This window comes from Bacillus lumedeiriae (assembly GCF_044891285.1).
GTDB classification, from domain to species: domain Bacteria; phylum Bacillota; class Bacilli; order Bacillales; family Domibacillaceae; genus Pseudobacillus; species Pseudobacillus lumedeiriae.
In genome coordinates, this window is the sequence record NZ_JAUIYO010000011.1 from 16,617 (window position 1) to 36,905 (window position 20,289).

Consider the following 20,289-nt stretch of genomic DNA (forward strand, 5'->3'; position numbering starts at 1 on the left):
CAAAGCAAGGGGGAGAAGACGGATGAAAGAAGCGGTCATTGTGTCAGGGGCCAGAACACCGGTGGGGCGTGCAAAAAAAGGGACACTTGCTACGGTTCGCCCGGATGATCTAGGTGCAGCGGCGGTGAAAGAAACGGTGAGGCGCGCAGGGAATTATGAAGGGGAAATTGATGATGTGATCATTGGCTGTTCCATGCCGGAAGCTGAACAGGGACTGAATATGGCGCGCAATATTGGTGCATTGGCTGGTTTATCCTATAGCGTGCCCGGGGTGACGATTAACCGCTATTGCTCTTCCGGACTGCAGGCCATTGCTTATGCCGCTGAACGAATTATGACCGGGCAGGCAGAAACGATTATTGCTGGCGGAGCGGAGTCGATGAGCCTCATTCCGATGATGGGTCACGTCGTCCGGCCGAACATTCGCATGGCTGAGGAGATGCCGGAATATTATATGAGCATGGGGCATACAGCGGAAGAAGTCGCGAAGAAATATGGCATTACTAGAGAAGAACAAGATGCTTTCGCGGTTCGAAGCCATCAGCGGGCAGCGAAAGCGATCGCAGAAGATAAATTTATAGATGAAATTGTGCCACTGGAAATAAATCTCCGCCATATCGATCAGCATCATCAATTGATAGAAAAGAAGATCACTTTTTCGCAGGATGAGGGGGTCCGGCCTGAAACGAGCAGGGATGTACTTGCTAAACTAAGACCCGCCTTTTCAGTGCATGGGACAGTAACAGCAGGGAACTCTTCGCAAACGAGTGACGGTGCAGCTGCTGTTATGGTGATGGAACGAGAAAAAGCACAGTCACTCGGACTTCAGCCGATGGCGAAATTCCGCTCATTTGCAGTCGGCGGTGTCCCTCCAGAAATTATGGGGGTTGGTCCAGTTGTGGCTATTCCGAAAGCGTTAAAGCTTGCAGGGTTAGAGCTTTCTGATATCGGCTTAATCGAATTAAATGAAGCGTTTGCCTCACAGTCTATTCAAGTGATCCGTGAACTGGGTCTGGATGAAGAAAAGGTAAACGTAAACGGCGGGGCCATTGCTCTCGGTCATCCGCTCGGCTGTTCAGGAGCTAAGCTGACATTAACGCTGCTTCATGAAATGAAGCGGCGTCAAGAGAAGTTCGGCATCGTAACGATGTGTATCGGCGGCGGCATGGGAGCTGCTGGTGTATTTGAATTGTTATGAATAAGAAAATGAACAAACGGGGGGCTGCAAATGGCTGAACGAATGGTAAAGGGCGGGGCGTTTTTAATTGAAGACTTGACTTATGATCAAATATTTACTCCAGAAGACTTTTCAGACGAGCAGCGAATGATTGCTAAGACGACGGAAGACTATATTCATAAAAGCGTGCTGCCGCAAGTACCTTACTTAGAGAATCATGAGTTTGACCGTTCCGTGAAGCTGCTTCATGAAGCAGGCGAATTGGGGCTGTTAGCAGCCGATGTTCCAGAAGAATACGGCGGATTGAGTCTTGACAAAGTCAGCTCAGCTTTAATTGCAGAAAAAATGGCAGCGGCCGGCGGTTTTTCTATTACCCATGGTGCTCATGTCGGCATCGGTTCCCTTCCAATTGTATTGTTTGGTAATGAGGAACAAAAGAAGAAATATTTGCCGGCCTTGGCTGCCGGTGAAAAAATTGCGGCGTATGCATTGACGGAACCAGGATCAGGTTCAGATGCACTCGGAGCGAAAACGACAGCGAAGCTGAACGATGCCGGCACCCATTACGTACTGAATGGAGAGAAGCAATGGATTACGAACTCTGCCTTTGCCCATGTATTCATCGTCTATGCTAAGATTGATGGCGACAAGTTCTCTGCTTTTATCGTAGAACGGGATTTTCCAGGTGTATCGACTGGGGCGGAAGAAGAAAAAATGGGAATTAAAAGCTCATCAACACGCACGCTGATTTTACAAGAGGCTGAAGTTCCGAAAGAAAATCTGCTTGGTGAGGCTGGAAGGGGACACATCATTGCTTTTAACATTTTAAATATCGGCCGTTATAAGCTCGGTGTCGGAACGGTTGGCAGCGCTAAACGGGCACTTGGGATTTCGCTGAAATATGCGAACGAGCGCCAGCAGTTTAACAGGCCTATTTCCTCCTTCCATTTAATAAAAGAAAAATTCGCGGGCATGGCTGCAAAAGTTTATGCAAACGAAAGTGCCATCTACCGCACAGTAGGTTATTTTGAAAAACGGATGAGCCAGCTGTCAGAACAACAGCAGAAAGATGGATTAACTATAGCTGCCTCTATTGCTGAATATGCCATTGAATGTTCCCTGGGTAAGTTTTTTGGTTCAGAAGTGCTTGATTATGTCGTAGATGAGGGGGTGCAAATCCACGGCGGATACGGTTTTATGGAAGAGTATGAAATTGCGAGAATGTATCGTGACTCCCGCATTAACCGCATTTTTGAAGGGACGAATGAAATTAACCGTCTGCTCGTGCCAGGCACATATGTCCGGAAAGCATTGAAAGGAGAGCTGCCGCTGTTTGAAAAAGCGCAGGAGCTTCAGCAAGAAGTCATGATGCTCATGCCGGAAGAAGCCGGTACAGAAGCGCTCGATCAGGAGAAATATTTAGTAAAGCATGCGAAGAAAATCGGGCTTCTTGCTATTGGACTCGCCGTTCAGAAGTACGGAAAAGCATTGGAGAAAGAACAGGAGGTGCTGGCGAACATTGCGGATATTGTGAACAATATTTATGCGATGGAGTCGGTTGTCCTCCGTACAGAAAAAGCGATCGCCAAAAGCGGCAAGGAGAAAGCAAAGCAGAAGCTTTTATACACGCAAATCTATTGTCAGGAAGCATTTAACGAAATCGAAGCCCATGCGAAAGAAACGCTGATTGCTGTAGAAGAAGGGGATACGCTTCGGATCATGCTGTCTATCCTCCGGAAATTAACGAGACATACTCCGGTGAATGTGATTGCTAAAAAACGTGAAGCAGCTGACTGTCTGATTGATGCGGAAAAATATATTGTGTAAACAGAGAGGTGTCTCATAAGGGTTTGACACTTTGGTTTTGAGACAGAGGCTTACCGAAAAGATCGTTAAAAACGACTTTTAGGGTCAGCCTTTCTTTAGATTAAACGTTTGAAGAGGCTTGGGTCGTTTAAGTGAACATGAGAGAAAATCCTTTTCTTCTTTCAGCGTTTGTTGATTGTGGTGGAAGACGCGAAGACTCCCGCGGGGAAGTAAACACATGAGACCCCGCAGGAGCTTTAGCGACGAGGATTTTCACTGCTTGCCCCGCGGAAAGCGAAGTATCTGGAACGGAAATCAACGGACATTCTTTGGCGCTTTCAATTTGAGCCGTTTCCCCAGTTTTCCCTTGAATAGACATATTTTAATGAGCGAAGAAGGAGATTTAAGAAAGGTGTCGAATATATTTTTGAAACCGGGAATTTGTGCAGAATGGAGGCCAACTACAAGATGGCATTAACGTTTTACTGGTATCCGAAATGCGGAACATGCCGCAAAGCGAAAAAGTGGCTGGAAGAACACAACATTGAGTTTCAAGATATACATATTGTGGAGCACCCGCCTGCGAAAGAAGAATTAAAGGATTTATACGAGAAGAGCGGCCTCGAGTTAAAAAAGTTTTTCAATACGAGCGGTCAAAGGTATCGGGAGCTGGGGTTGAAGGACAAGGTCAAGACTGCTTCAGAAGAAGAACTGCTCGACTTGCTTGCGTCAGACGGCATGCTGATTAAGCGTCCGCTGACAACAGACGGTACGAAAGTGACTGTTGGTTTTAAAGAGGAAGAATTTAATCAACAATGGTTGTAGAGGTTGCACGAAGCATGTTTCTCTTGCTTTATGCCTTTATAATAAGTAAAGTTTTAGTTGAAATCAGGTAATGGAGGGATTCATATGAGTACACCGAAAGAATTGCGTTATTCAGAAGAACATGAGTGGGTAAAAACAGAAGATGGCAGCGTGCGCATCGGAATTACACATTTCGCGCAATCAGAGCTTGGCGACATCGTGTTCGTTGAACTTCCATCTGTTGGAGATGAAGTGAAAGCAGATGAGCCATTTGGCAGCGTAGAATCTGTGAAAACCGTTTCAGAATTGTATGCGCCTGTCAGCGGGAAAGTCGTTGCAGTGAACGAAGAACTAGATGATAGTCCTGAATTCGTTAACGAATCACCGTATGAGAAAGCGTGGATGATCGTTGTCGAATTATCAGATCCTGCACAGCTGGACAACTTAATGACAGCTGAGCAGTACGATGCAATGACACAAGAAGATTAATGATTCAAAAGAACACTTCCATATAGGGGGTGTTCTTTTGCCATTTCTCATACAATAAAGAACAATGAAATGATGGAGCCAGATATCGCGATGGTGGAGGATGATGATCATGTTTACAGAGAAAACGATTATTGTCGAAGGCGTTTCGGATCGAAAGAAGGTGCAAGAGATTGTAAGGGAACCGATCGACATTATTTGTACAAATGGCACGATCGGGCTAAGCCGGCTGGATGAGCTGATTGAGAGCTTATACGGACGGGATGTTTATATTCTTGTTGATGCTGACCGGGCAGGAGAAAAGCTGCGCAAGCAATTTATCCGCGAATTTCCGGAAGCACATCATCTATATATCGACCGTGTTTATAAAGAAGTCGCCACCGCTCCATATCGACATCTAGCTTCAGTGCTGCTTAGTGCGAATATTGATGTGCATGGAGAGTTTTTGCAAAAGGATGGATAGCATGCAAATGGAAAAAGATATAGGGACAATCGTGCAAGAGAATGGCTTGACGGCCATATATGCGTATACGCCGATGTGCGGTACGTGCCAATTGGCTGGCAAAATGGTTCGCGTTGTTGAAAAAGTGACGACAGCATTTGTCTGGCTTCATATTGATTTAAATTATTATGAAAGTTTTGCAGTTGAACAGATGATTGAAAGTGTCCCATGCCTGCTCGTTTTTAAAGACGGACAATTAGTGGAAAAGATGTACGCGTTTCATTCCGTTCCTCACTTGTATGAAAAGCTGAACAAATACATCTAAAAGGTGCGTACTTTGTCGAGCAATTCATGAAGGGAATTTCCTCTTTCGCTTGGAATGTATACTTTAAGGAAAGCGGAGGAGGAAATAAAAATGGAAGAGAAATTGTTGGCTATGCAGGCTGCCTGTCAAAGCAAAACACATATATGGCCGCTGCTGCCGCTCAGACCTATCTACGTCCTTCTTGAGAGCGGAGGCAGCAGCTGGGTGCTGACGATTAATGATCAAGGGGTTCAGATCTCAAATGGAAGTACAGATCACTGGCACTTAAAGATTAGCGGAGAAGTGGAGCCGCTATTGACAGGACAAGGACAGCTGCGTCTTTATGAACGAATGGGAACAGTGGAAGTATTAGGGTTTTATCGGGTGAAGCTTTGGTTTGAATCATTGCTTTGGCTGTGCCGTCCATATAGTGAAACATTTGGCATCGCTTAAAATCGATTTTAAGCGGTTGGGTGATTGACAAAATTCGACGGATAATGATAGAATCAAGCCACTGAGAAAATATATAACATATACGACTCTTATCAAGAGAGGTGGAGGGATGTGCCCTGCGAAGCCCGGCAACCATCAACAGCAGCTGTTTGTTGAAAAGGTGCCAATTCACACAAAGCGCTGTGCTTTGGGAGATGAGAGAAAGGAAACTGATAAAAGTATGCCTTTCTGCTCATTGAGCGGAAGGGTTTTTATTTTGTCAGGAAAGACTGATTGGAGGAAAGTCTCAGCATGATTTCAATAGCTAACGTGAAGAAAGTTTTTTCCACGAAAAACGGTACCGTCACAGCAGTCGATGAGATTGATTTAACGATAGATCAAGGAGAAATTTTTGGAGTAATTGGATACAGTGGAGCTGGAAAAAGTACACTGATCCGGATGCTGAACGGGCTGGAAACACCGTCTTCTGGTTCCGTTGTTGTTGCAGGCCGTGAAGTATCAAAAATCCGCGGAAGTGAGCTGCGTAAGGCACGTCAGGAAATCGGCATGATTTTTCAGCACTTTAATCTTCTTTGGTCAAGAACGGTGCGGGAGAATATTGCGTTTCCATTAGAAATTGCCCGCGTTCCTAAAGAGGAACGGAACAAGAAAGTAGCCGAGCTTATTAAATTAGTCGGTCTTGAAGGAAGAGAGGATGCTTATCCGTCTCAATTGAGCGGCGGGCAAAAGCAGCGCGTCGGTATTGCCCGGGCGCTTGCTAATGATCCGAAAGTTCTTTTGTGTGATGAAGCGACCTCCGCACTTGACCCGCAAACGACAGATGCCATTTTAGAACTGCTCGTTGACATTAATGAGCGTCTTGGATTAACGATTGTACTCATTACTCACGAAATGCACGTTATTCGAAAGATTTGCCACCGGGTCGCTGTGATGGAGGCAGGACGTGTCGTTGAATTAGGACCAGTGCTCGATGTTTTCAGATCGCCGGATCAGCCTATTACGAAGCGTTTCGTTCAGCAGGTAACAGAGCCGGAAGAATCGAAAGAAACGATCGAGCATTTACTTGAGCAGTTCCCGAATGGAAAAGTGATTAAACTTACCTTTATTGGGGAAAGTGCAGAACAGCCGATCATTACGAACCTGATCCGTCAATTTAATATAGAAGTAAATATCGTTCAAGGGAAAGTGTCACAAACGCAAAATGGCGCATACGGCTCGCTGTTTGTTCATTTAACAGGTACTCAGGAAGAGGTAGAAAAGGCAGTGGCTTATCTCGAAAAGCAAAAAGTCAGCTCGGAGGTGATCAGCCATGCTTAAACAATGGTTTCCGAATGTGGATTGGATAAAGATGTGGGAGGCAGCCATTGAAACGCTTTATATGACAGGTGTTTCTGTTCTAGCTACATTTATTTTTGGCATAATACTTGGCTTGCTATTATTTTTAACGGCAAAGGGGAACATATGGGAAAATAAAGCGATTTATAGCGTAGTTGCTGCATTCGTTAATATCTTCCGATCGATTCCTTTCATTATACTAATTGTTTTATTAATTCCATTTACGAAATTTGTTGTAGGAACAATGATTGGTGAAAATGCGGCCTTGCCGGCTCTGATTATCGGGGCAGCGCCTTTTTATGCACGAATGGTTGAAATCGGCCTGCGCGAAATCGATAAAGGGGTCATTGAGGCAGCGAAAGCGATGGGAGCGAAAACGAGTACGATCGTTTTGAAAGTGCTTCTGCCTGAATCTATGCCGGCCCTTATATCTGGTATTACAGTTACAGCGATCGCACTCGTCGGCTATACAGCGATGGCCGGTGTGATCGGTGCCGGAGGACTTGGGAATCTTGCTTATCTTGATGGATTCCAGCGCAGCCGGAGTGATGTGACTCTCGTAGCAACTATTATCATCTTAATTATCGTGTTTGTGATCCAATTGATTGGTGACTTCATCACCAGCAAATTAGATAAAAGATAAATTGTAGGAGGGAAAGAAAGAATGAAAAAGTGGTTACTCGCATTATTGACAGCGTTCGCTGTATTTGCACTTGCTGCATGCGGCAGTTCAACTGAGAAGAAAGATGAACAAGCAGGCGGGGACGGCGGTAAAGACGATAAGGAGATCGTTGTCGGCGCATCAAATGTTCCACATGCCGTTATTCTAGAAGAAGCTAAGCCGCTGCTTAAAGAAAAAGGGTATGATTTGAAGATTGAAACATTCCAGGACTATGTGCTGCCAAATAAGTCGTTACAGGAAGGGGACTTGGATGCTAACTACTTCCAACATATTCCCTACTTTGAAACTCAAAAGAAAGAGCATGGTTATAAATTTACAAACGCCGGCGGCATTCATGTTGAGCCAATCGGCGTATATTCCAAGAAGTATAAAAGCTTGAACGAGCTTCCAAAAGGTGCAACGATTTTAATGAGCAGTTCTGTAGCGGATCACGGCCGGGTTTTAAAGATGCTTGAAAAAGAAGGGCTGATTAAGTTAAAAGAAGGTGTGAAGAAGGAAGAAGCAATGATCGAAGATATTGCTGAGAATAAAAAAGAGCTGAAGTTTGATTATAACTATGAAGCTGCTCTTCTTCCACAAGCTTATAACAATGGGGAAGGCGATGCAGTGTTAATTAACTCAAACTACGCGATTGATGCTGGCTTAAAACCATTAAAAGATGCCATCGCTATTGAAGACAAAGAAGATATTCCATATATCAACATTGTTGCCGTTCGCAGCGGTGACGAAAAGAAAGAGAAAATTAAAGCACTTGTAGAAGTTTTACACTCTAAAGAAATTCAAGATTTTATGTTGAAAGAATGGAACGGCGCGGTCGTACCAGTTAGTAAATAAGTCGAAACCTGCAGAAGGATGTCCTCTGCAGGTTTTTTTGTATGGAAAGAATAAGATAAAATTCTTTTAGCAGCAGGATGGCTAAACATCACTTAATCTTAAGAATGAAAGAGAATAAGGTTTAAATCTTAAGAAAGAGGTAATATATATGAGTAGAAGCACGTAAAATCATGTGTGAGCAGGTGAGAGGAAGTTATATGGATTTTGTGAAAAAAAGGAAAGCCTGCTAGTATAAACACTGTGAGAAAAATTAAACTCTAAAAACCGAAAGGATTGATTCCCCATTAACTCGTTAAACTCACTGAATATGCAGTACACGGACAGTATGGAAAAGGCTATGCATGGATCCCACGGAGTTGGGTATGAAGTGTACCGCCATAATCATGCAGTGAGAATGAATGTTGAACGCCAACGTCAAGAGGAATATGTGGAAAGCAGCCGGATCGTTGCGGACTATAGCCGCAAGCTTATGAACCAATCAATGTGATAAAAATGAATGAAATGAAAAGCTATGTTAATGACTATTGTTGATTAGAGCGCCCTCGGCGGACATCAACAGAGAAGTTTCACAAAGCCAAATGAAAAAAACCAGTGGCCAGCAGGAGCACTGGTTTTTCTTATGGAGTGTTTTTGTTTCATCCAGTTTAGAATATCAGCGGTGTTTCTTCCGCTTTCTTCTATTATATTTTGGAAATAGTGGATAGATAGTAAATAAGATGGAAGCGACAAGGGAAAGGTAAGGAAAACGACGGTCAGTATTCTTGATTTCATGGAAAGAATGCACTATCATCAATATCCGAGATAATTCACGTAGACCGGTTGAATATAGTTTTAATTTGTTATAAGATTGTAATGAGAATAAATTGAGAATGATGATAACGATCGATTATTTTCGATAAATGACGGAGGTATAGAACATGGCATCTTCAACATTAGTAATTAAAGATTTACACGTATCGATTGATGGAAAAGAAATTTTAAAAGGTGTAAATCTGGAGATAAAAGGCGGGGAGTTCCACGCAATCATGGGACCAAATGGAACAGGTAAATCTACTTTATCTGCAGCGATTATGGGCCATCCTAAATACGAAGTAACGAGCGGAAGTGTTGAGCTTGATGGTGAAAATGTTCTTGACATGGAAGTGGACGAGCGTGCGCGCGCCGGACTTTTTCTTGCTATGCAATATCCGAGCGAAATTACTGGTGTCACAAATGCTGACTTCCTTCGCTCTGCTATTAACAGCCGCCGCGAAGAAGGCAACGAAATTTCTTTAATGAAATTTATCCGCGAAATGGATGCAAAAATGGATCTTCTTGAAATGGATCAGGATATGGCACAGCGTTACTTAAATGAAGGTTTCTCAGGCGGAGAGAAAAAACGTAACGAAATTTTACAACTAATGATGCTGCAGCCGAAATTTGCAATTCTTGACGAGATCGACTCTGGTCTTGACATCGACGCTTTAAAAGTTGTAGCAAAAGGAATCAACGAAATGCGCGGCGAGGATTTCGGATGCCTAATGATTACACACTATCAGCGTCTTCTAAACTACATCACTCCGGATTATGTCCATGTTATGATGCAGGGGCGCATCGTTAAATCAGGTGGAGAAGAACTTGCACAGCGTCTAGAAGCAGAAGGATACGACTGGATCAAACAAGAACTCGGCATCGAAGACGAAACAGTAAGTCAGTAATGTAGAAAAGCAAAAACGCCTGTTGAGCAGCGACAAGCACAAGACGAGCCGGCTGGAAGGTTGTTCCTTGACCTTCCGGACGGATTGGCTTTGTGGCCTCGAGCTGATGGCGCCTGCCGCTGGACAATAGAAAAGCGGAAGGCGCCCGTTTATCAGCAACAAGCACAAGACGAGCCGGCTGGAAGGTTGTTCCTTGACCTTCCGGACGGATTGGCTTTGTGACCTCGAGCTGATGGCGCCTGCCGCTGGACAAGAAAAGCGAAAGCGCCTGTTCATCGTTTTTACGAAAGCGTGATAATGTTTAGGAGGATTAACATGACTGTAGAAACAAACCTACCAGTAGATCAGGAGTATATCCGCTCTTTTTCAACGGAAAAAGGCGAGGGACAGTGGTTGACGGATCTGCGTCTTGCTGCTCTTGATAAAGTAGAAGAGCTGCCGCTGCCGAAAGCGGAAAAAACAAAAATTACCAATTGGAATTTCACGCAATTCACGTCGCATGCTGTAGAAAGCGAGCCATTTGCTTCCCTGGACGAGCTTCCAGAAGAAGTGAAGTCATTAATCAACCTTGAAGAAGCAGATAAAAATCTTTATATTCAACGCAATCAAACATCAGCTTTCCTTTCTATTTCGAAGAGCTTAACAGAGCAGGGCGTTATTTTCACTGATATCGCTACTGCAGTGCGTGATCACAGCAGCCTCGTTCAAAAATATTTTATGACGGATGTCGTACGGCCGGATGAGCACAAGTTAACGGCTTTGCATGCAGCTTTAATGAACGGCGGCGTTTTCTTATATGTACCGAAAAATATTGAAGTAAAAGAGCCGATCCAAGCGGTATACATTCATGACAACGAAGAAGCAGCTTTATTCAATCATGTGCTCGTTGTAGCAGAAGATAATAGTTCGGTCACTTACGTAGAAAACTATGTATCGACGGTAGCACCGGAAAAGGGTGTTGCCAATATCATTACGGAAGTAAATGCCGGTACAAATGCGAAGGTTGTGTACGGAGCGGTTGATACGTTAGCGAGCGGAGTAACAACATATGTAAACCGACGTGGAGTCACTGGCCGCGATGCCCGCATTGAATGGGCACTTGGCATGATGAACGATGGAGACACGGTTTCTGAAAACGTCACAAACTTAATGGGAGACGGCTCATTTGCTGATACGAAGCAAGTCGTTGTCGGCCGCGGCAGCCAATCTCAGAACTTTACAACGAAAGTCGTTCATTTCGGTAAAAACACAGAAGGCTACATTTTGAAGCACGGTGTCATGAAAGATAGTGCGAAATCTATCTTTAATGGTATCGGAAAAATTGAACATGGCGCTTCTAAATCGAATGCGGAACAAGAATCACGCGTTCTCATGCTCAGCGAAAAAGCACGCGGCGATGCCAACCCGATTCTTCTTATTGATGAAGATGACGTAACAGCTGGACACGCAGCTTCTGTCGGCCGGGTCGATCCGCTTCAGCTTTACTATTTAATGAGCCGCGGCATCAGTCAAAAAGAAGCAGAGCGCTTAATTATTCACGGATTCCTAGCACCAGTCGTTGAAAAAATGCCGATCCAAGGCGTGAAGACACAGCTGACTGAAGTGATTGAAAGGAAAGTACGATAATGAACGCAAAGGCGATTAGACAGTATTTTCCTATTCTTGACCAAGAAGTGAATGGCCATCCGCTTGTTTATTTAGATAATGCAGCAACGGCCCAAAAGCCTATACAGGTGATTGAGGCGATTAATAAGTATTATCGGGAAGATAATTCGAACGTTCACCGAGGGGTACATACACTCGGCAACCGGGCGACAGATGCATATGAAGGGGCACGGGACAAAGTGCGTAAATTCATTAATGCAAAAGCTCGTGAAGAAATTATATTCACCCGCGGCACGACAACATCACTTAATACGATTGCACAAAGCTACGGCCGTGCAAACGTCCAAGAAGGCGATGAAATCGTCATTACGTATATGGAGCATCACAGTAACATTATTCCTTGGCAGCAACTGGCAAAAGCTACTGGAGCTGTGCTGAAGTATTTGCCGTTGCAGGATAATGGATCAGTGCTGCTTGAAGATGCAAGAGAAATGATCACAGAGAAGACAAAGATCGTTTCTATTATGATGGTATCTAATGTACTTGGTACGGTGAATCCTATTAAAGAAATCGCAGCGATTGCTCATGAAAGAGGAGCGGTCATGATCGTGGACGGGGCGCAGGCCGTTCCGCACATGAAAGTAGACGTACAGGATCTTAACTGCGACTTCCTTGCTTTTTCAGGACATAAAATGTGCGGACCGACAGGCATTGGTGTGCTGTATGGCAAAAAGGAGCTTCTTGAAAAGATGGAGCCGGTCGAATTCGGCGGCGAAATGATTGATTTTGTCGGGCTCTATGACTCAACGTGGAAAGAGCTCCCTTGGAAATTTGAAGGAGGGACACCGATTATTGCAGGAGCGATCGGTCTTGGTGCAGCAATCGATTTTCTTGAAGAGATCGGGCTTAATGAAATTGAGCAGCACGAGCATCGTTTAGCCAATTATGCAATGGATCGAATGAGCACAATCGAAGGCATGGCTATCTATGGACCGCGCGCTGGTGAAAAACGGGCCGGACTCATTACATTTAATATCGGCGATGTCCATCCTCACGATGTGGCCACTGTACTTGATGCAGAAGGAATTGCTATTCGCGCCGGCCATCACTGTGCGCAGCCGCTCATGAAGCGGTTAAGCTGTTCAGCGACGGCAAGAGCGAGCTTCTATTTATACAATACGGAAGAAGATGTTGACAGGCTTGTTCAGGCACTCGTTCAAACAAAGGAGTATTTCAGCGATGTCTTTTAATAATTTAGATCAGCTTTACCGGCAAGTGATTATGGACCACTATAAAAATCCGCGCAATAAAGGGCAGATGGAAGATGGCAGCCTAACCGTTGATATGAACAATCCGACGTGCGGAGACCGCATTCATCTCACTATGAATGTGGAAGATGGGAAAGTAACAGGAGCAAAGTTCGATGGAGAGGGATGTTCTATCTCTATGGCTTCCGCTTCAATGATGACACAGGCAATCAAAGGAAAAGATGTGGAAACGGCATTCAAGCTTTCCAAAATTTTTTCCGAAATGATACAAGGCAATGACTATCCGGATGACCTGGACCTTGGCGATATTGAGGCGCTGCAGGGAGTAGCAAAGTTTCCTGCACGCATTAAATGTGCGACGCTCGCATGGAAGGCTATGGAAAAGGGCTTGTCTGAAGACGAAAAATAAAAATAACAGGAGGAATCGATCATGGCTAAAAAAATGCCAGAAATCGGGGATTACAAATACGGTTTTAGAGATAAAGACGTATCCGTTTATCGTTCAGAGCGCGGGCTGACTCGTGAAATCGTTGAGGAAATCTCTAAGTTAAAAGGTGAACCCGAATGGATGCTCGACTTCCGTTTAAAATCACTCCAACACTTTTACAATATGCCGATGCCGCAATGGGGCGGAGATTTGTCTGCGTTAAACTTTGACGAAATTAATTACTATGTGAAGCCGTCAGAACGCGCGGAGCGTTCATGGGATGAAGTGCCTGAAGAAATTAAGCAGACGTTTGACAAGCTTGGTATCCCAGAAGCCGAGCAAAAATACTTGGCTGGTGTATCCGCTCAGTACGAATCTGAAGTCGTGTATCATAACATGAAAGAAGATTTAGAAGAACTTGGAATTGTATTTAAAGACACAGACTCTGCGTTGAAAGAAAATGAAGACATTTTCCGTAAATATTGGGCAACAGTGATTCCGCCGACAGACAATAAGTTTGCGGCATTGAATTCAGCCGTTTGGTCAGGCGGATCATTTATTTACGTACCACCTGGCGTCAAAGTAGATACGCCTCTGCAAGCTTATTTCCGAATTAACTCGGAAAATATGGGTCAATTCGAACGTACGCTGATCATCGTGGACGAAGGCTCTTCGGTACACTATGTCGAAGGCTGTACAGCGCCGGTTTATACAACGAACTCCTTGCACAGCGCCGTCGTTGAAATCGTCATCCGTAAAGATGCTTATTGCCGTTATACAACGATTCAAAACTGGGCAAACAACGTTTTCAATCTTGTAACGAAGCGGGCAGTATGTGAAGCGAATGCAACAATGGAATGGATTGACGGCAACATCGGTTCAAAATTAACAATGAAATATCCAGCCGTTATTTTGAAGGGTGAAGGAGCCCGCGGTTTAACGCTATCTATCGCTATTGCAGGCAAAGGACAGCATCAGGATGCAGGAGCTAAAATGATCCATCTGGCGCCAAACACATCTTCAACGATTGTATCGAAATCGATTGCCAAGCATGGCGGGAAAGTAACCTATCGCGGAATCGTCCATTTTGGGCGTAAAGCAGAGGGGGCGCGCTCGAACATTGAGTGTGATACACTCATTATGGACAATCAATCTACATCAGATACGATTCCATATAATGAGATCTTAAATGACAATATTTCACTTGAGCACGAAGCGAAAGTGTCGAAGGTGTCCGAAGAACAACTATTCTACTTGATGAGCCGCGGTGTTTCTGAAGAAGAAGCAACAGAAATGATCGTTATGGGCTTTATCGAGCCATTCACGAAAGAACTTCCAATGGAATACGCGGTTGAAATGAACCGCTTGATCAAGTTCGAAATGGAAGGTTCGATCGGTTAATCTTTTAAATTAGAAGAGGGTGTCCCCAAGAGTATAACTTTTAGGGGCATCCCTTTTTGTATGGTTCTTTAAACTTGTCCGTTGATTTCCGTTCCAGGCGCTTCGCTTTCCGCGGGGCAAACGGTGAGCCTCCTCGTCGATAAAGCTCCTGCGGGGTCTCACCTGTTCGCTTTCCCCGCAGGAGTCTTTGCGCCTTCCACTACAATCAACTCAGTGAAAAATAATCGTTTGAACTTTATCAAAAAAATCTAAAGAAAGACTGATCCCAAAAAGTTGTTGTTAACGACCTTTTGGGGTCAGTCTTTTTTTATGTAGGAAAAAAGCGAACAATCCATTCCAAGTACCCAGCAAACTTTAAATGTTTTGTCCAGTTAAACTGAATCTATTCGTTTCCTGTTTGAATGAATAGGAAGTAAGGAAAGGCTGTTATATGATAGAATAAAGGTGAGGTGAATACGGATGTTGTACGTCGGTGTGACTGGATGGGGAGATCATGATTCGCTTTACAAAGGTGGCATTGCTTCCCGTGATAAATTAAAAGAATATGGCGCCCATTTTCCGACGGTGGAAGTGGATTCGAGTTTTTATGCGGTGCAGCCGCTGCGGAATATGCAAAAGTGGGCCGATGAGACACCAGAGACTTTTCAATTTATCGTGAAAGCGTATCAGGGGATGACAGGACATGAACGGGGAGAGATCCCCTTCCAGTCAAAAGAAGAAATGTTTCAAGCCTTTATTGAATCGCTGGCCCCGATGAAGGAAGCGGGCAAGCTAGCCATGGTATTGTTTCAGTTTCCGCCGTGGTTCGACTGCCAGCGCAAGAATGTCGAGTATTTGCGTTATTGCAAGGAGCGGATGGGGAATCTGCCGCTTGCTGTTGAATTCCGTCATCAGTCATGGTATTCGGCCGCCTTTTTAGAAAAAACGATGACGTTTTTGGAAAAGGAAAAATGGATTCATACCGTTTGCGATGAACCGCAGGCTGGAGAAGGCTCTGTCCCCATTATTTTACAAGCGACAGATCCGGAAAAAACACTTGTGCGCCTGCATGGCCGCAACAGACAGGGCTGGCGCAAGCAGGGGAATAAAAACTGGCGGGACGTGCGTTATCTATACCGCTACAATAAAAATGAATTAAATCAATGGATCGACTTTACTAAAGAGCTTCAAAAGCAAAGTAAGCAAGTCTATATGCTGTTTAATAACAACTCAGGCGGAGATGCCGCTGATAATGCTAAGCAGTTTATTGAATTAGCTGGCTTGGAATACGAAAATCTAGCCTCACGACAGCTTGATTTATTTTAAGGAGGGCTGTGGATGGAACGAAGAGAAAGCCTAAAGGAAACCATTCACATTTATCATACAAATGACTTGCACAGCCATTTTGAAAATTGGCCGCGGATCCGCGGTTTTTTGAAAAAACGGAAAAGATGGCATGAGGAAGCAGGAGAAAGTGTATTCATCTTTGATATTGGTGATTATGTTGACCGCTCGCATCCAATGACCGAGGGTACACTTGGTAAAGGAAACATTGCATTGTTAAATGAAGCAGGCTATGATGCCGTGACCATTGGAAATAATGAGGGAATCACTTTGCCGAGAGAAGGACTCGATATTTTATATGAGAATGCTCTGTTTCCGGTCGCATTGGCCAATCTTTTCTACGATAGCGGTGAGCGTCCAAAGTGGGCTGCTCCTTCTTGTTTATTTGATTTGCCTAATGGAATGAAAATGGGGATCACTGGGGCTACAGCTTTTTTTTCAGGAGCATATGAACAGCTTGGCTGGAAATTGTCTCCGCCTGTTGAAGAGTTAAATGCACAAGTAAAGGAATTAAGCAAAGAAGCGGATATTATTGTGATTCTTTCTCATCTAGGCATTCATGAAGATGAACGTATTGCGCATGAAATTCCCGAAGCAGACGTTGTGCTTGGGGCTCATACCCACCATCTGCTTCACGAAGGCAAAGAAGTCGATGGAACACTGCTGGCCGCTGCTGGCCGGTTCGGCTATTACGTCGGTCACGTCATGATTGAAGTAGATACAGAAACGAAGCAAATCATAGCTAAAAAAGCACGTGTCTATAAAACAGCGGAAGAGTTATCGGCACCAGTGGACGAACAAATGGAAATTGATAAGTACATAAAAGAAGGAAAGCAGTCGCTTAGTCAGCCGGTCATCTCTTTGCCTGCTCCGCTTTCGAGCGATTGGTTCGCCCCTTCACAGCTTCCAGGGATTCTTTGTGAAGGACTAAGAGAATGGTGTGGAGCGGACGGCGCCTTTTTAAATGCTGGTCTTCTCTTAGGAGGATTGGAGAGCGGCACCGTGACGAAATATGATATTCACAAGGTGCTTCCTCATCCGATTAACCCATGTCTCATTGAACTTTCAGGGACGGAGCTGAGGGAAATATTAAAGCAGACGACAGATGATAAATGGCCTCATATGGTGATCAAAGGGCTTGGTTTTAGGGGACAAGTGATGGGTCGCTTTGTGTATGATCGGTTAGGTATCGACATGGACCGCTACTTATTTACAATTGATGGAATAGAGATTGAAAATGATAAACTGTACAAGCTGGCTACGGTTGATATGTTTGCGTATGGACAGTTTTTTCCGCAAATTTATCGCGCACCGGTAAAAAACCATTTTATGCCGGAATTTTTGCGTGATGTGATGGAGTGGAAGCTTCTTCACCTTGACTTTCACCTGGAAGAATAAACTTTATTGCATGATCCTTTCTTTTTTTAGCATACATTAGCTAAAGAAGGAGGGATTTTTTTGGCTGCACAAAAAAGGTGGAGATCTAAGAGAGGGCCGCTCCCTCTGCGCTACGTGTTTTTAATTACTCTTGTCTTATTTACTTTTTCAACTGCTGCGAGCCTATTTATCATCAATAAAAATGTTAAGCCAACATTGATTGGCTATGCTCATGCTGAAACGAAGAAAATTGCTGCGATGGTGATTAACAAGGCAATTAATAAAAAAGTCGCCAGTGTGATGGATATTAACGATATTATTGAAGCTGATCCAAACAACCCTTCTACAACGAAGCTAAATGCAAAAATTATTAACCGGGTGATGGCTGAAACGACTAACCTTGTTCAGCTAAACTTAAAAGAGGCAGAGAAGGGAAATCTACAAGCATTGGAACTATGGTCTGATGTAGAGATTGAAACAGAGGAAGAAGAGAAAGCGGAAGGCATTGTCTACTATGTTCCGCTTGGGCAAGTAACGAACAATGCTTTACTTGGAAACTTGGGTCCAAAAATTCCGGTTCGCTTTCATGCAATCGGTGAGGTCACATCTAATATAAAATCAAACATTAAGCCATATGGCATTAATAATGCGTATGTAGAAGTATTTATTGAAGTAAAAGTGAATGTGCAGATTATTGTGCCGTTCGCCACTGAAATGACGACAGTTACGCAGGATATTCCAGTAGCGATGGGAATGATTCATGGCGATGTTCCGGATTTTTATAACAGCGGCGGAGGAATGTCGCCTTCTATCGAATGGCCTTCAAAGAAATAGGGCTTGGCAAAGGGAGGAATAATTGATAGTATTTGAGTAGTAAATTAAATAAACCTTATCAAAATCCGGTGGGGTAGAGGCTGCAAAATTGATGAGTAAACAGCGTGAGGATGACAACAAAGACCGCGGTTGAAAGGTGATTTTGCCGAAGTGCCAAAAAGGTGTCATCCTTTTTGGGATTGGGGTTATCTTGAATAAGGATAACACTCTTATTGTAAAGAACTCGTTTGCAATAGGGAGCTACAGATCGCGATGGAGAATTGACTTGCGTTACAAAAAGTAATGATAGTTTTCTCTATCATTACTTTTTTTATTTTCAGCATCTGTTTAAAGCTCATTCTTATGCAGCATCGGGGGAGGAGAACATCATGGAAAACACAATTTTTTCATTAATTCCGCCAGTTTTAGCCATTGTTATGGTCATCTTAACGAAGCGCGTCCTTCTTTCGTTAGGGGCTGGGGTCTTTGCTTCAGCATTGCTGCTGGCAAACTTCCAAGTTGGCGAAACGTTCCGTATTATGTGGGGAGCGTTTTCAGGTAATATTTACGCAGATGGAGAATGGAGTACGTGGAATATATATATTATTATTTTCTTGCTGCTCTTAGGGGTCATTACAGCCTTTATTAACATTTCCGGTGGAAGCCGTGCGTTTGGTGAATGGGCTGTCCAGCGGGTAAAAACACGTGCTGGCGCTCAAATCATGTCTGCCCTTCTTGGGATTCTTATATTTATTGATGACTATTTTAATGCTTTAGCAGTGGGGCAGATTTCTCGGCCGATTACCGACCGTCAGCGTGTCTCTCGTGCAAAGCTTGCCTATATTATCGATTCGACATCAGCACCTGTTTGTGTCGTGTCGCCAGTTTCGAGTTGGGGAGCATACATTATCGGTATTCTCGGTACCGTTCTTGCTGCTCATGAAGTGACTGAATACAGCGCTTTTTCTGCATTTATTCAAATGATTCCAATGAATTTCTACGTGTGGGCGGCGCTTGGTCTCGTGTTTTTGACTGCTTGGATGCAGTTTGATTTCGGACCGATGAAAACACATGAAGAGCGGGCGGTTGTATTGGGAGAAGTGATGCCTCCTGATCGTGAAGCACCGGGAGAATTAAAGGAAGATTTGCCTGTGAGCACGACGGGAACAGTTGGTGATCTTGTCTGGCCGATCATTGCATTGATTATCGGAACTATATCTGCAATGATGTGGACGGGGGGAAAGGCGACGGAAGGCCATGTAACGATTTTAAAAATCTTTGAAAATACCGACGTCTCTAAGTCATTGTTGTATGGTGGTTTAATCGGTCTTGCTGTTGCGATTGCTATGTTCCTGAGGCAGAGTTTCGTTTTACATGGCGTCAATAAAAATGTATTCGGCATCGGTGTATGGGAAGGGATCAAATCCATGCTTCCAGCTGTCTATATTTTATTTTTTGCCTGGACGATCGTTACTCTCATTGGTGACCTTGGAACAGGCACGTATTTAGCTGGTCTTGTTCAACAATCGAATATGAATGTTGGTTTGCTTCCATTTATTTTATTTATCGTAGCGGGGATCATGGCTTTTTCTACCGGTACTTCATGGGGATCTTTCGGAATTTTGCTTCCGATTGCCGGGGAAATTGCGGCTGTTTCGGATGTATCGCTTATCCTGCCGGCCATGGCGGCTGTGTTAGCCGGCGCCGTATTTGGTGATCACTGTTCACCAATTTCGGATACGACCATTTTGTCATCTACGGGAGCAGGAAGCCATCATATCGATCACGTTGTGACGCAAATTCCGTATGCTCTGCTATCAGCTGGGGTTGCAGGGATCGGCTTTTTAATGTTAGGTTTTCTTCACAATACGTGGCTCTCACTTGCTGTGACGCTTGGATTGTTAGCCGCTGTCACTTTAATCATGAAGCGGAATCATTCACTAAAATCGACAATGGAGTCATAAACGTTAAACGCCGGCTATTGCCGGCGTTCTTTTTTAAAAGGGAAAAACTCTTTCTATGAATAATATATAAATGATATGCATATAAAGTTTA

At 44.1% G+C, this 20,289-nt stretch carries 21 protein-coding genes and 2 riboswitches; of the genes, 20 read left to right on the forward strand and 1 reads right to left on the reverse strand.

Translation table 11 applies throughout. The annotated features are described in order from the left end of the window. The first annotated feature begins 22 nt into the window (after positions 1-22). The 12 genes from QYG89_RS12565 (at position 23) to sufC (ending at position 10,020) form a co-directional block, all read left to right on the forward strand. Positions 23-1,198 (forward strand): acetyl-CoA C-acetyltransferase, encoded by a 1,176-nt coding sequence (locus QYG89_RS12565; RefSeq protein ID WP_404317834.1) that lies wholly within the window; start codon positions 23-25, stop codon positions 1,196-1,198. Positions 1,199-1,228: 30 nt separating this feature from the next. Then, entirely contained in the window at positions 1,229-3,004 is a 1,776-nt protein-coding gene (locus tag QYG89_RS12570; protein WP_404317836.1) for an acyl-CoA dehydrogenase family protein, read from the forward strand. 447 nt (positions 3,005-3,451) lie between these two features. Beyond that, positions 3,452-3,808, forward strand: coding sequence for an arsenate reductase family protein (locus QYG89_RS12575; RefSeq protein WP_404317838.1), 357 nt, complete (start codon positions 3,452-3,454; stop codon positions 3,806-3,808). Positions 3,809-3,892: 84 nt separating this feature from the next. Continuing rightward, a complete protein-coding gene (gene gcvH / locus QYG89_RS12580) occupies positions 3,893-4,276 on the forward strand; it encodes a glycine cleavage system protein GcvH (RefSeq protein ID WP_404317839.1) in 384 nt (127 codons plus the stop codon). Between the two features lie 109 nt (positions 4,277-4,385). Further along, positions 4,386-4,736 (forward strand): toprim domain-containing protein, encoded by a 351-nt coding sequence (locus QYG89_RS12585; RefSeq protein ID WP_404317841.1) that lies wholly within the window; start codon positions 4,386-4,388, stop codon positions 4,734-4,736. 1 nt (position 4,737) lies between these two features. Next, positions 4,738-5,040 (forward strand): thioredoxin family protein, encoded by a 303-nt coding sequence (locus tag QYG89_RS12590; RefSeq protein ID WP_404317843.1) that lies wholly within the window; start codon positions 4,738-4,740, stop codon positions 5,038-5,040. Positions 5,041-5,130: 90 nt separating this feature from the next. After that, a complete protein-coding gene (locus QYG89_RS12595; RefSeq protein WP_404317845.1) occupies positions 5,131-5,472 on the forward strand; it encodes a hypothetical protein in 342 nt (113 codons plus the stop codon). Positions 5,473-5,558: 86 nt separating this feature from the next. After that, positions 5,559-5,673, forward strand: a riboswitch (SAM riboswitch). 90 nt (positions 5,674-5,763) lie between these two features. Further along, positions 5,764-6,789, forward strand: a complete 1,026-nt coding sequence (locus QYG89_RS12600; RefSeq protein ID WP_404317847.1) for a methionine ABC transporter ATP-binding protein — start codon at positions 5,764-5,766, stop codon at positions 6,787-6,789. Continuing rightward, entirely contained in the window at positions 6,782-7,450 is a 669-nt protein-coding gene (locus QYG89_RS12605) for a methionine ABC transporter permease (RefSeq protein WP_404317849.1), read from the forward strand. Before QYG89_RS12600 ends, QYG89_RS12605 begins: the two co-directional genes overlap by 8 nt. Before the next feature lie 21 nt (positions 7,451-7,471). Then, complete coding sequence (locus tag QYG89_RS12610) at positions 7,472-8,323, forward strand: MetQ/NlpA family ABC transporter substrate-binding protein (RefSeq protein ID WP_404317851.1); 852 nt, start codon at positions 7,472-7,474, stop codon at positions 8,321-8,323. A gap of 325 nt (positions 8,324-8,648) precedes the next feature. After that, complete coding sequence (locus tag QYG89_RS12615) at positions 8,649-8,810, forward strand: hypothetical protein (protein ID WP_404317853.1); 162 nt, start codon at positions 8,649-8,651, stop codon at positions 8,808-8,810. Positions 8,811-9,240: 430 nt separating this feature from the next. Then, positions 9,241-10,020 (forward strand): Fe-S cluster assembly ATPase SufC, encoded by a 780-nt coding sequence (gene sufC / locus QYG89_RS12620; protein WP_404317855.1) that lies wholly within the window; start codon positions 9,241-9,243, stop codon positions 10,018-10,020. Here sufC and QYG89_RS12625 read toward each other — a convergent pair. Beyond that, complete coding sequence (locus tag QYG89_RS12625) at positions 9,977-10,273, reverse strand: hypothetical protein (RefSeq protein WP_404317857.1); 297 nt, start codon at positions 10,271-10,273, stop codon at positions 9,977-9,979. The two genes, sufC and QYG89_RS12625, sit on opposite strands and share 44 nt — an antisense overlap. A gap of 62 nt (positions 10,274-10,335) precedes the next feature. Here QYG89_RS12625 and sufD point away from each other — a divergent pair, with 62 nt between their 5' ends. The 8 genes from sufD to QYG89_RS12665 all read left to right on the forward strand — a co-directional run bounded on the left by sufD (position 10,336) and on the right by QYG89_RS12665 (position 20,198). Further along, positions 10,336-11,646 carry a Fe-S cluster assembly protein SufD gene (sufD, locus tag QYG89_RS12630; protein ID WP_404317859.1) on the forward strand — a complete coding sequence of 437 codons (1,311 nt, stop codon included), beginning with the start codon at positions 10,336-10,338 and terminating at the stop codon, positions 11,644-11,646. Further along, positions 11,646-12,875, forward strand: coding sequence for a cysteine desulfurase (locus QYG89_RS12635; RefSeq protein ID WP_404317861.1), 1,230 nt, complete (start codon positions 11,646-11,648; stop codon positions 12,873-12,875). The genes sufD and QYG89_RS12635 overlap by 1 nt, the downstream gene beginning before the upstream one ends. Next, complete coding sequence (gene sufU / locus QYG89_RS12640; RefSeq protein WP_404317863.1) at positions 12,865-13,302, forward strand: Fe-S cluster assembly sulfur transfer protein SufU; 438 nt, start codon at positions 12,865-12,867, stop codon at positions 13,300-13,302. Before QYG89_RS12635 ends, sufU begins: the two co-directional genes overlap by 11 nt. A gap of 21 nt (positions 13,303-13,323) precedes the next feature. Beyond that, the gene (sufB, locus tag QYG89_RS12645; RefSeq protein WP_404317865.1) at positions 13,324-14,721 is read left to right on the forward strand and encodes a Fe-S cluster assembly protein SufB; all 1,398 of its coding nucleotides are present in this window, start codon (positions 13,324-13,326) and stop codon (positions 14,719-14,721) included. Positions 14,722-15,180: 459 nt separating this feature from the next. Beyond that, the gene (locus QYG89_RS12650; protein WP_404317867.1) at positions 15,181-16,026 is read left to right on the forward strand and encodes a DUF72 domain-containing protein; all 846 of its coding nucleotides are present in this window, start codon (positions 15,181-15,183) and stop codon (positions 16,024-16,026) included. A 12-nt stretch (positions 16,027-16,038) separates the two neighbouring features. Then, positions 16,039-17,442, forward strand: coding sequence for a bifunctional metallophosphatase/5'-nucleotidase (locus tag QYG89_RS12655; protein ID WP_404317869.1), 1,404 nt, complete (start codon positions 16,039-16,041; stop codon positions 17,440-17,442). Positions 17,443-17,502: 60 nt separating this feature from the next. Beyond that, positions 17,503-18,255, forward strand: coding sequence for a sporulation protein YunB (gene yunB / locus QYG89_RS12660; RefSeq protein WP_404317871.1), 753 nt, complete (start codon positions 17,503-17,505; stop codon positions 18,253-18,255). Between the two features lie 66 nt (positions 18,256-18,321). Then, positions 18,322-18,506, forward strand: a riboswitch (Lysine riboswitch). Positions 18,507-18,623: 117 nt separating this feature from the next. Continuing rightward, positions 18,624-20,198, forward strand: a complete 1,575-nt coding sequence (locus tag QYG89_RS12665) for a Na+/H+ antiporter NhaC family protein (protein WP_404317872.1) — start codon at positions 18,624-18,626, stop codon at positions 20,196-20,198. Positions 20,199-20,289: the final 91 nt, after the last annotated feature.

Bases quoted from the DNA above. Each gene is read 5' to 3' on its own strand.
- sufB (WP_404317865.1), top strand. From the start codon at position 13,324: ATGGCTAAAAAAATGCCAGAAATCGGGGATTACAAATACGGTTTTAGA.
- sufD (WP_404317859.1), top strand. From the start codon at position 10,336: ATGACTGTAGAAACAAACCTACCAGTAGATCAGGAGTATATCCGCTCT.
- QYG89_RS12615 (WP_404317853.1), top strand. From the start codon at position 8,649: ATGGAAAAGGCTATGCATGGATCCCACGGAGTTGGGTATGAAGTGTAC.
- sufC (WP_404317855.1), top strand. From the start codon at position 9,241: ATGGCATCTTCAACATTAGTAATTAAAGATTTACACGTATCGATTGAT.
- QYG89_RS12575 (WP_404317838.1), top strand. From the start codon at position 3,452: ATGGCATTAACGTTTTACTGGTATCCGAAATGCGGAACATGCCGCAAA.
- QYG89_RS12655 (WP_404317869.1), top strand. From the start codon at position 16,039: ATGGAACGAAGAGAAAGCCTAAAGGAAACCATTCACATTTATCATACA.
- sufU (WP_404317863.1), top strand. From the start codon at position 12,865: ATGTCTTTTAATAATTTAGATCAGCTTTACCGGCAAGTGATTATGGAC.
- QYG89_RS12595 (WP_404317845.1), top strand. From the start codon at position 5,131: ATGGAAGAGAAATTGTTGGCTATGCAGGCTGCCTGTCAAAGCAAAACA.
- QYG89_RS12665 (WP_404317872.1), top strand. From the start codon at position 18,624: ATGGAAAACACAATTTTTTCATTAATTCCGCCAGTTTTAGCCATTGTT.
- QYG89_RS12635 (WP_404317861.1), top strand. From the start codon at position 11,646: ATGAACGCAAAGGCGATTAGACAGTATTTTCCTATTCTTGACCAAGAA.
- gcvH (WP_404317839.1), top strand. From the start codon at position 3,893: ATGAGTACACCGAAAGAATTGCGTTATTCAGAAGAACATGAGTGGGTA.
- QYG89_RS12585 (WP_404317841.1), top strand. From the start codon at position 4,386: ATGTTTACAGAGAAAACGATTATTGTCGAAGGCGTTTCGGATCGAAAG.
- QYG89_RS12570 (WP_404317836.1), top strand. From the start codon at position 1,229: ATGGCTGAACGAATGGTAAAGGGCGGGGCGTTTTTAATTGAAGACTTG.
- QYG89_RS12600 (WP_404317847.1), top strand. From the start codon at position 5,764: ATGATTTCAATAGCTAACGTGAAGAAAGTTTTTTCCACGAAAAACGGT.
- QYG89_RS12590 (WP_404317843.1), top strand. From the start codon at position 4,738: ATGCAAATGGAAAAAGATATAGGGACAATCGTGCAAGAGAATGGCTTG.
- QYG89_RS12650 (WP_404317867.1), top strand. From the start codon at position 15,181: ATGTTGTACGTCGGTGTGACTGGATGGGGAGATCATGATTCGCTTTAC.
- QYG89_RS12605 (WP_404317849.1), top strand. From the start codon at position 6,782: ATGCTTAAACAATGGTTTCCGAATGTGGATTGGATAAAGATGTGGGAG.
- QYG89_RS12565 (WP_404317834.1), top strand. From the start codon at position 23: ATGAAAGAAGCGGTCATTGTGTCAGGGGCCAGAACACCGGTGGGGCGT.
- QYG89_RS12610 (WP_404317851.1), top strand. From the start codon at position 7,472: ATGAAAAAGTGGTTACTCGCATTATTGACAGCGTTCGCTGTATTTGCA.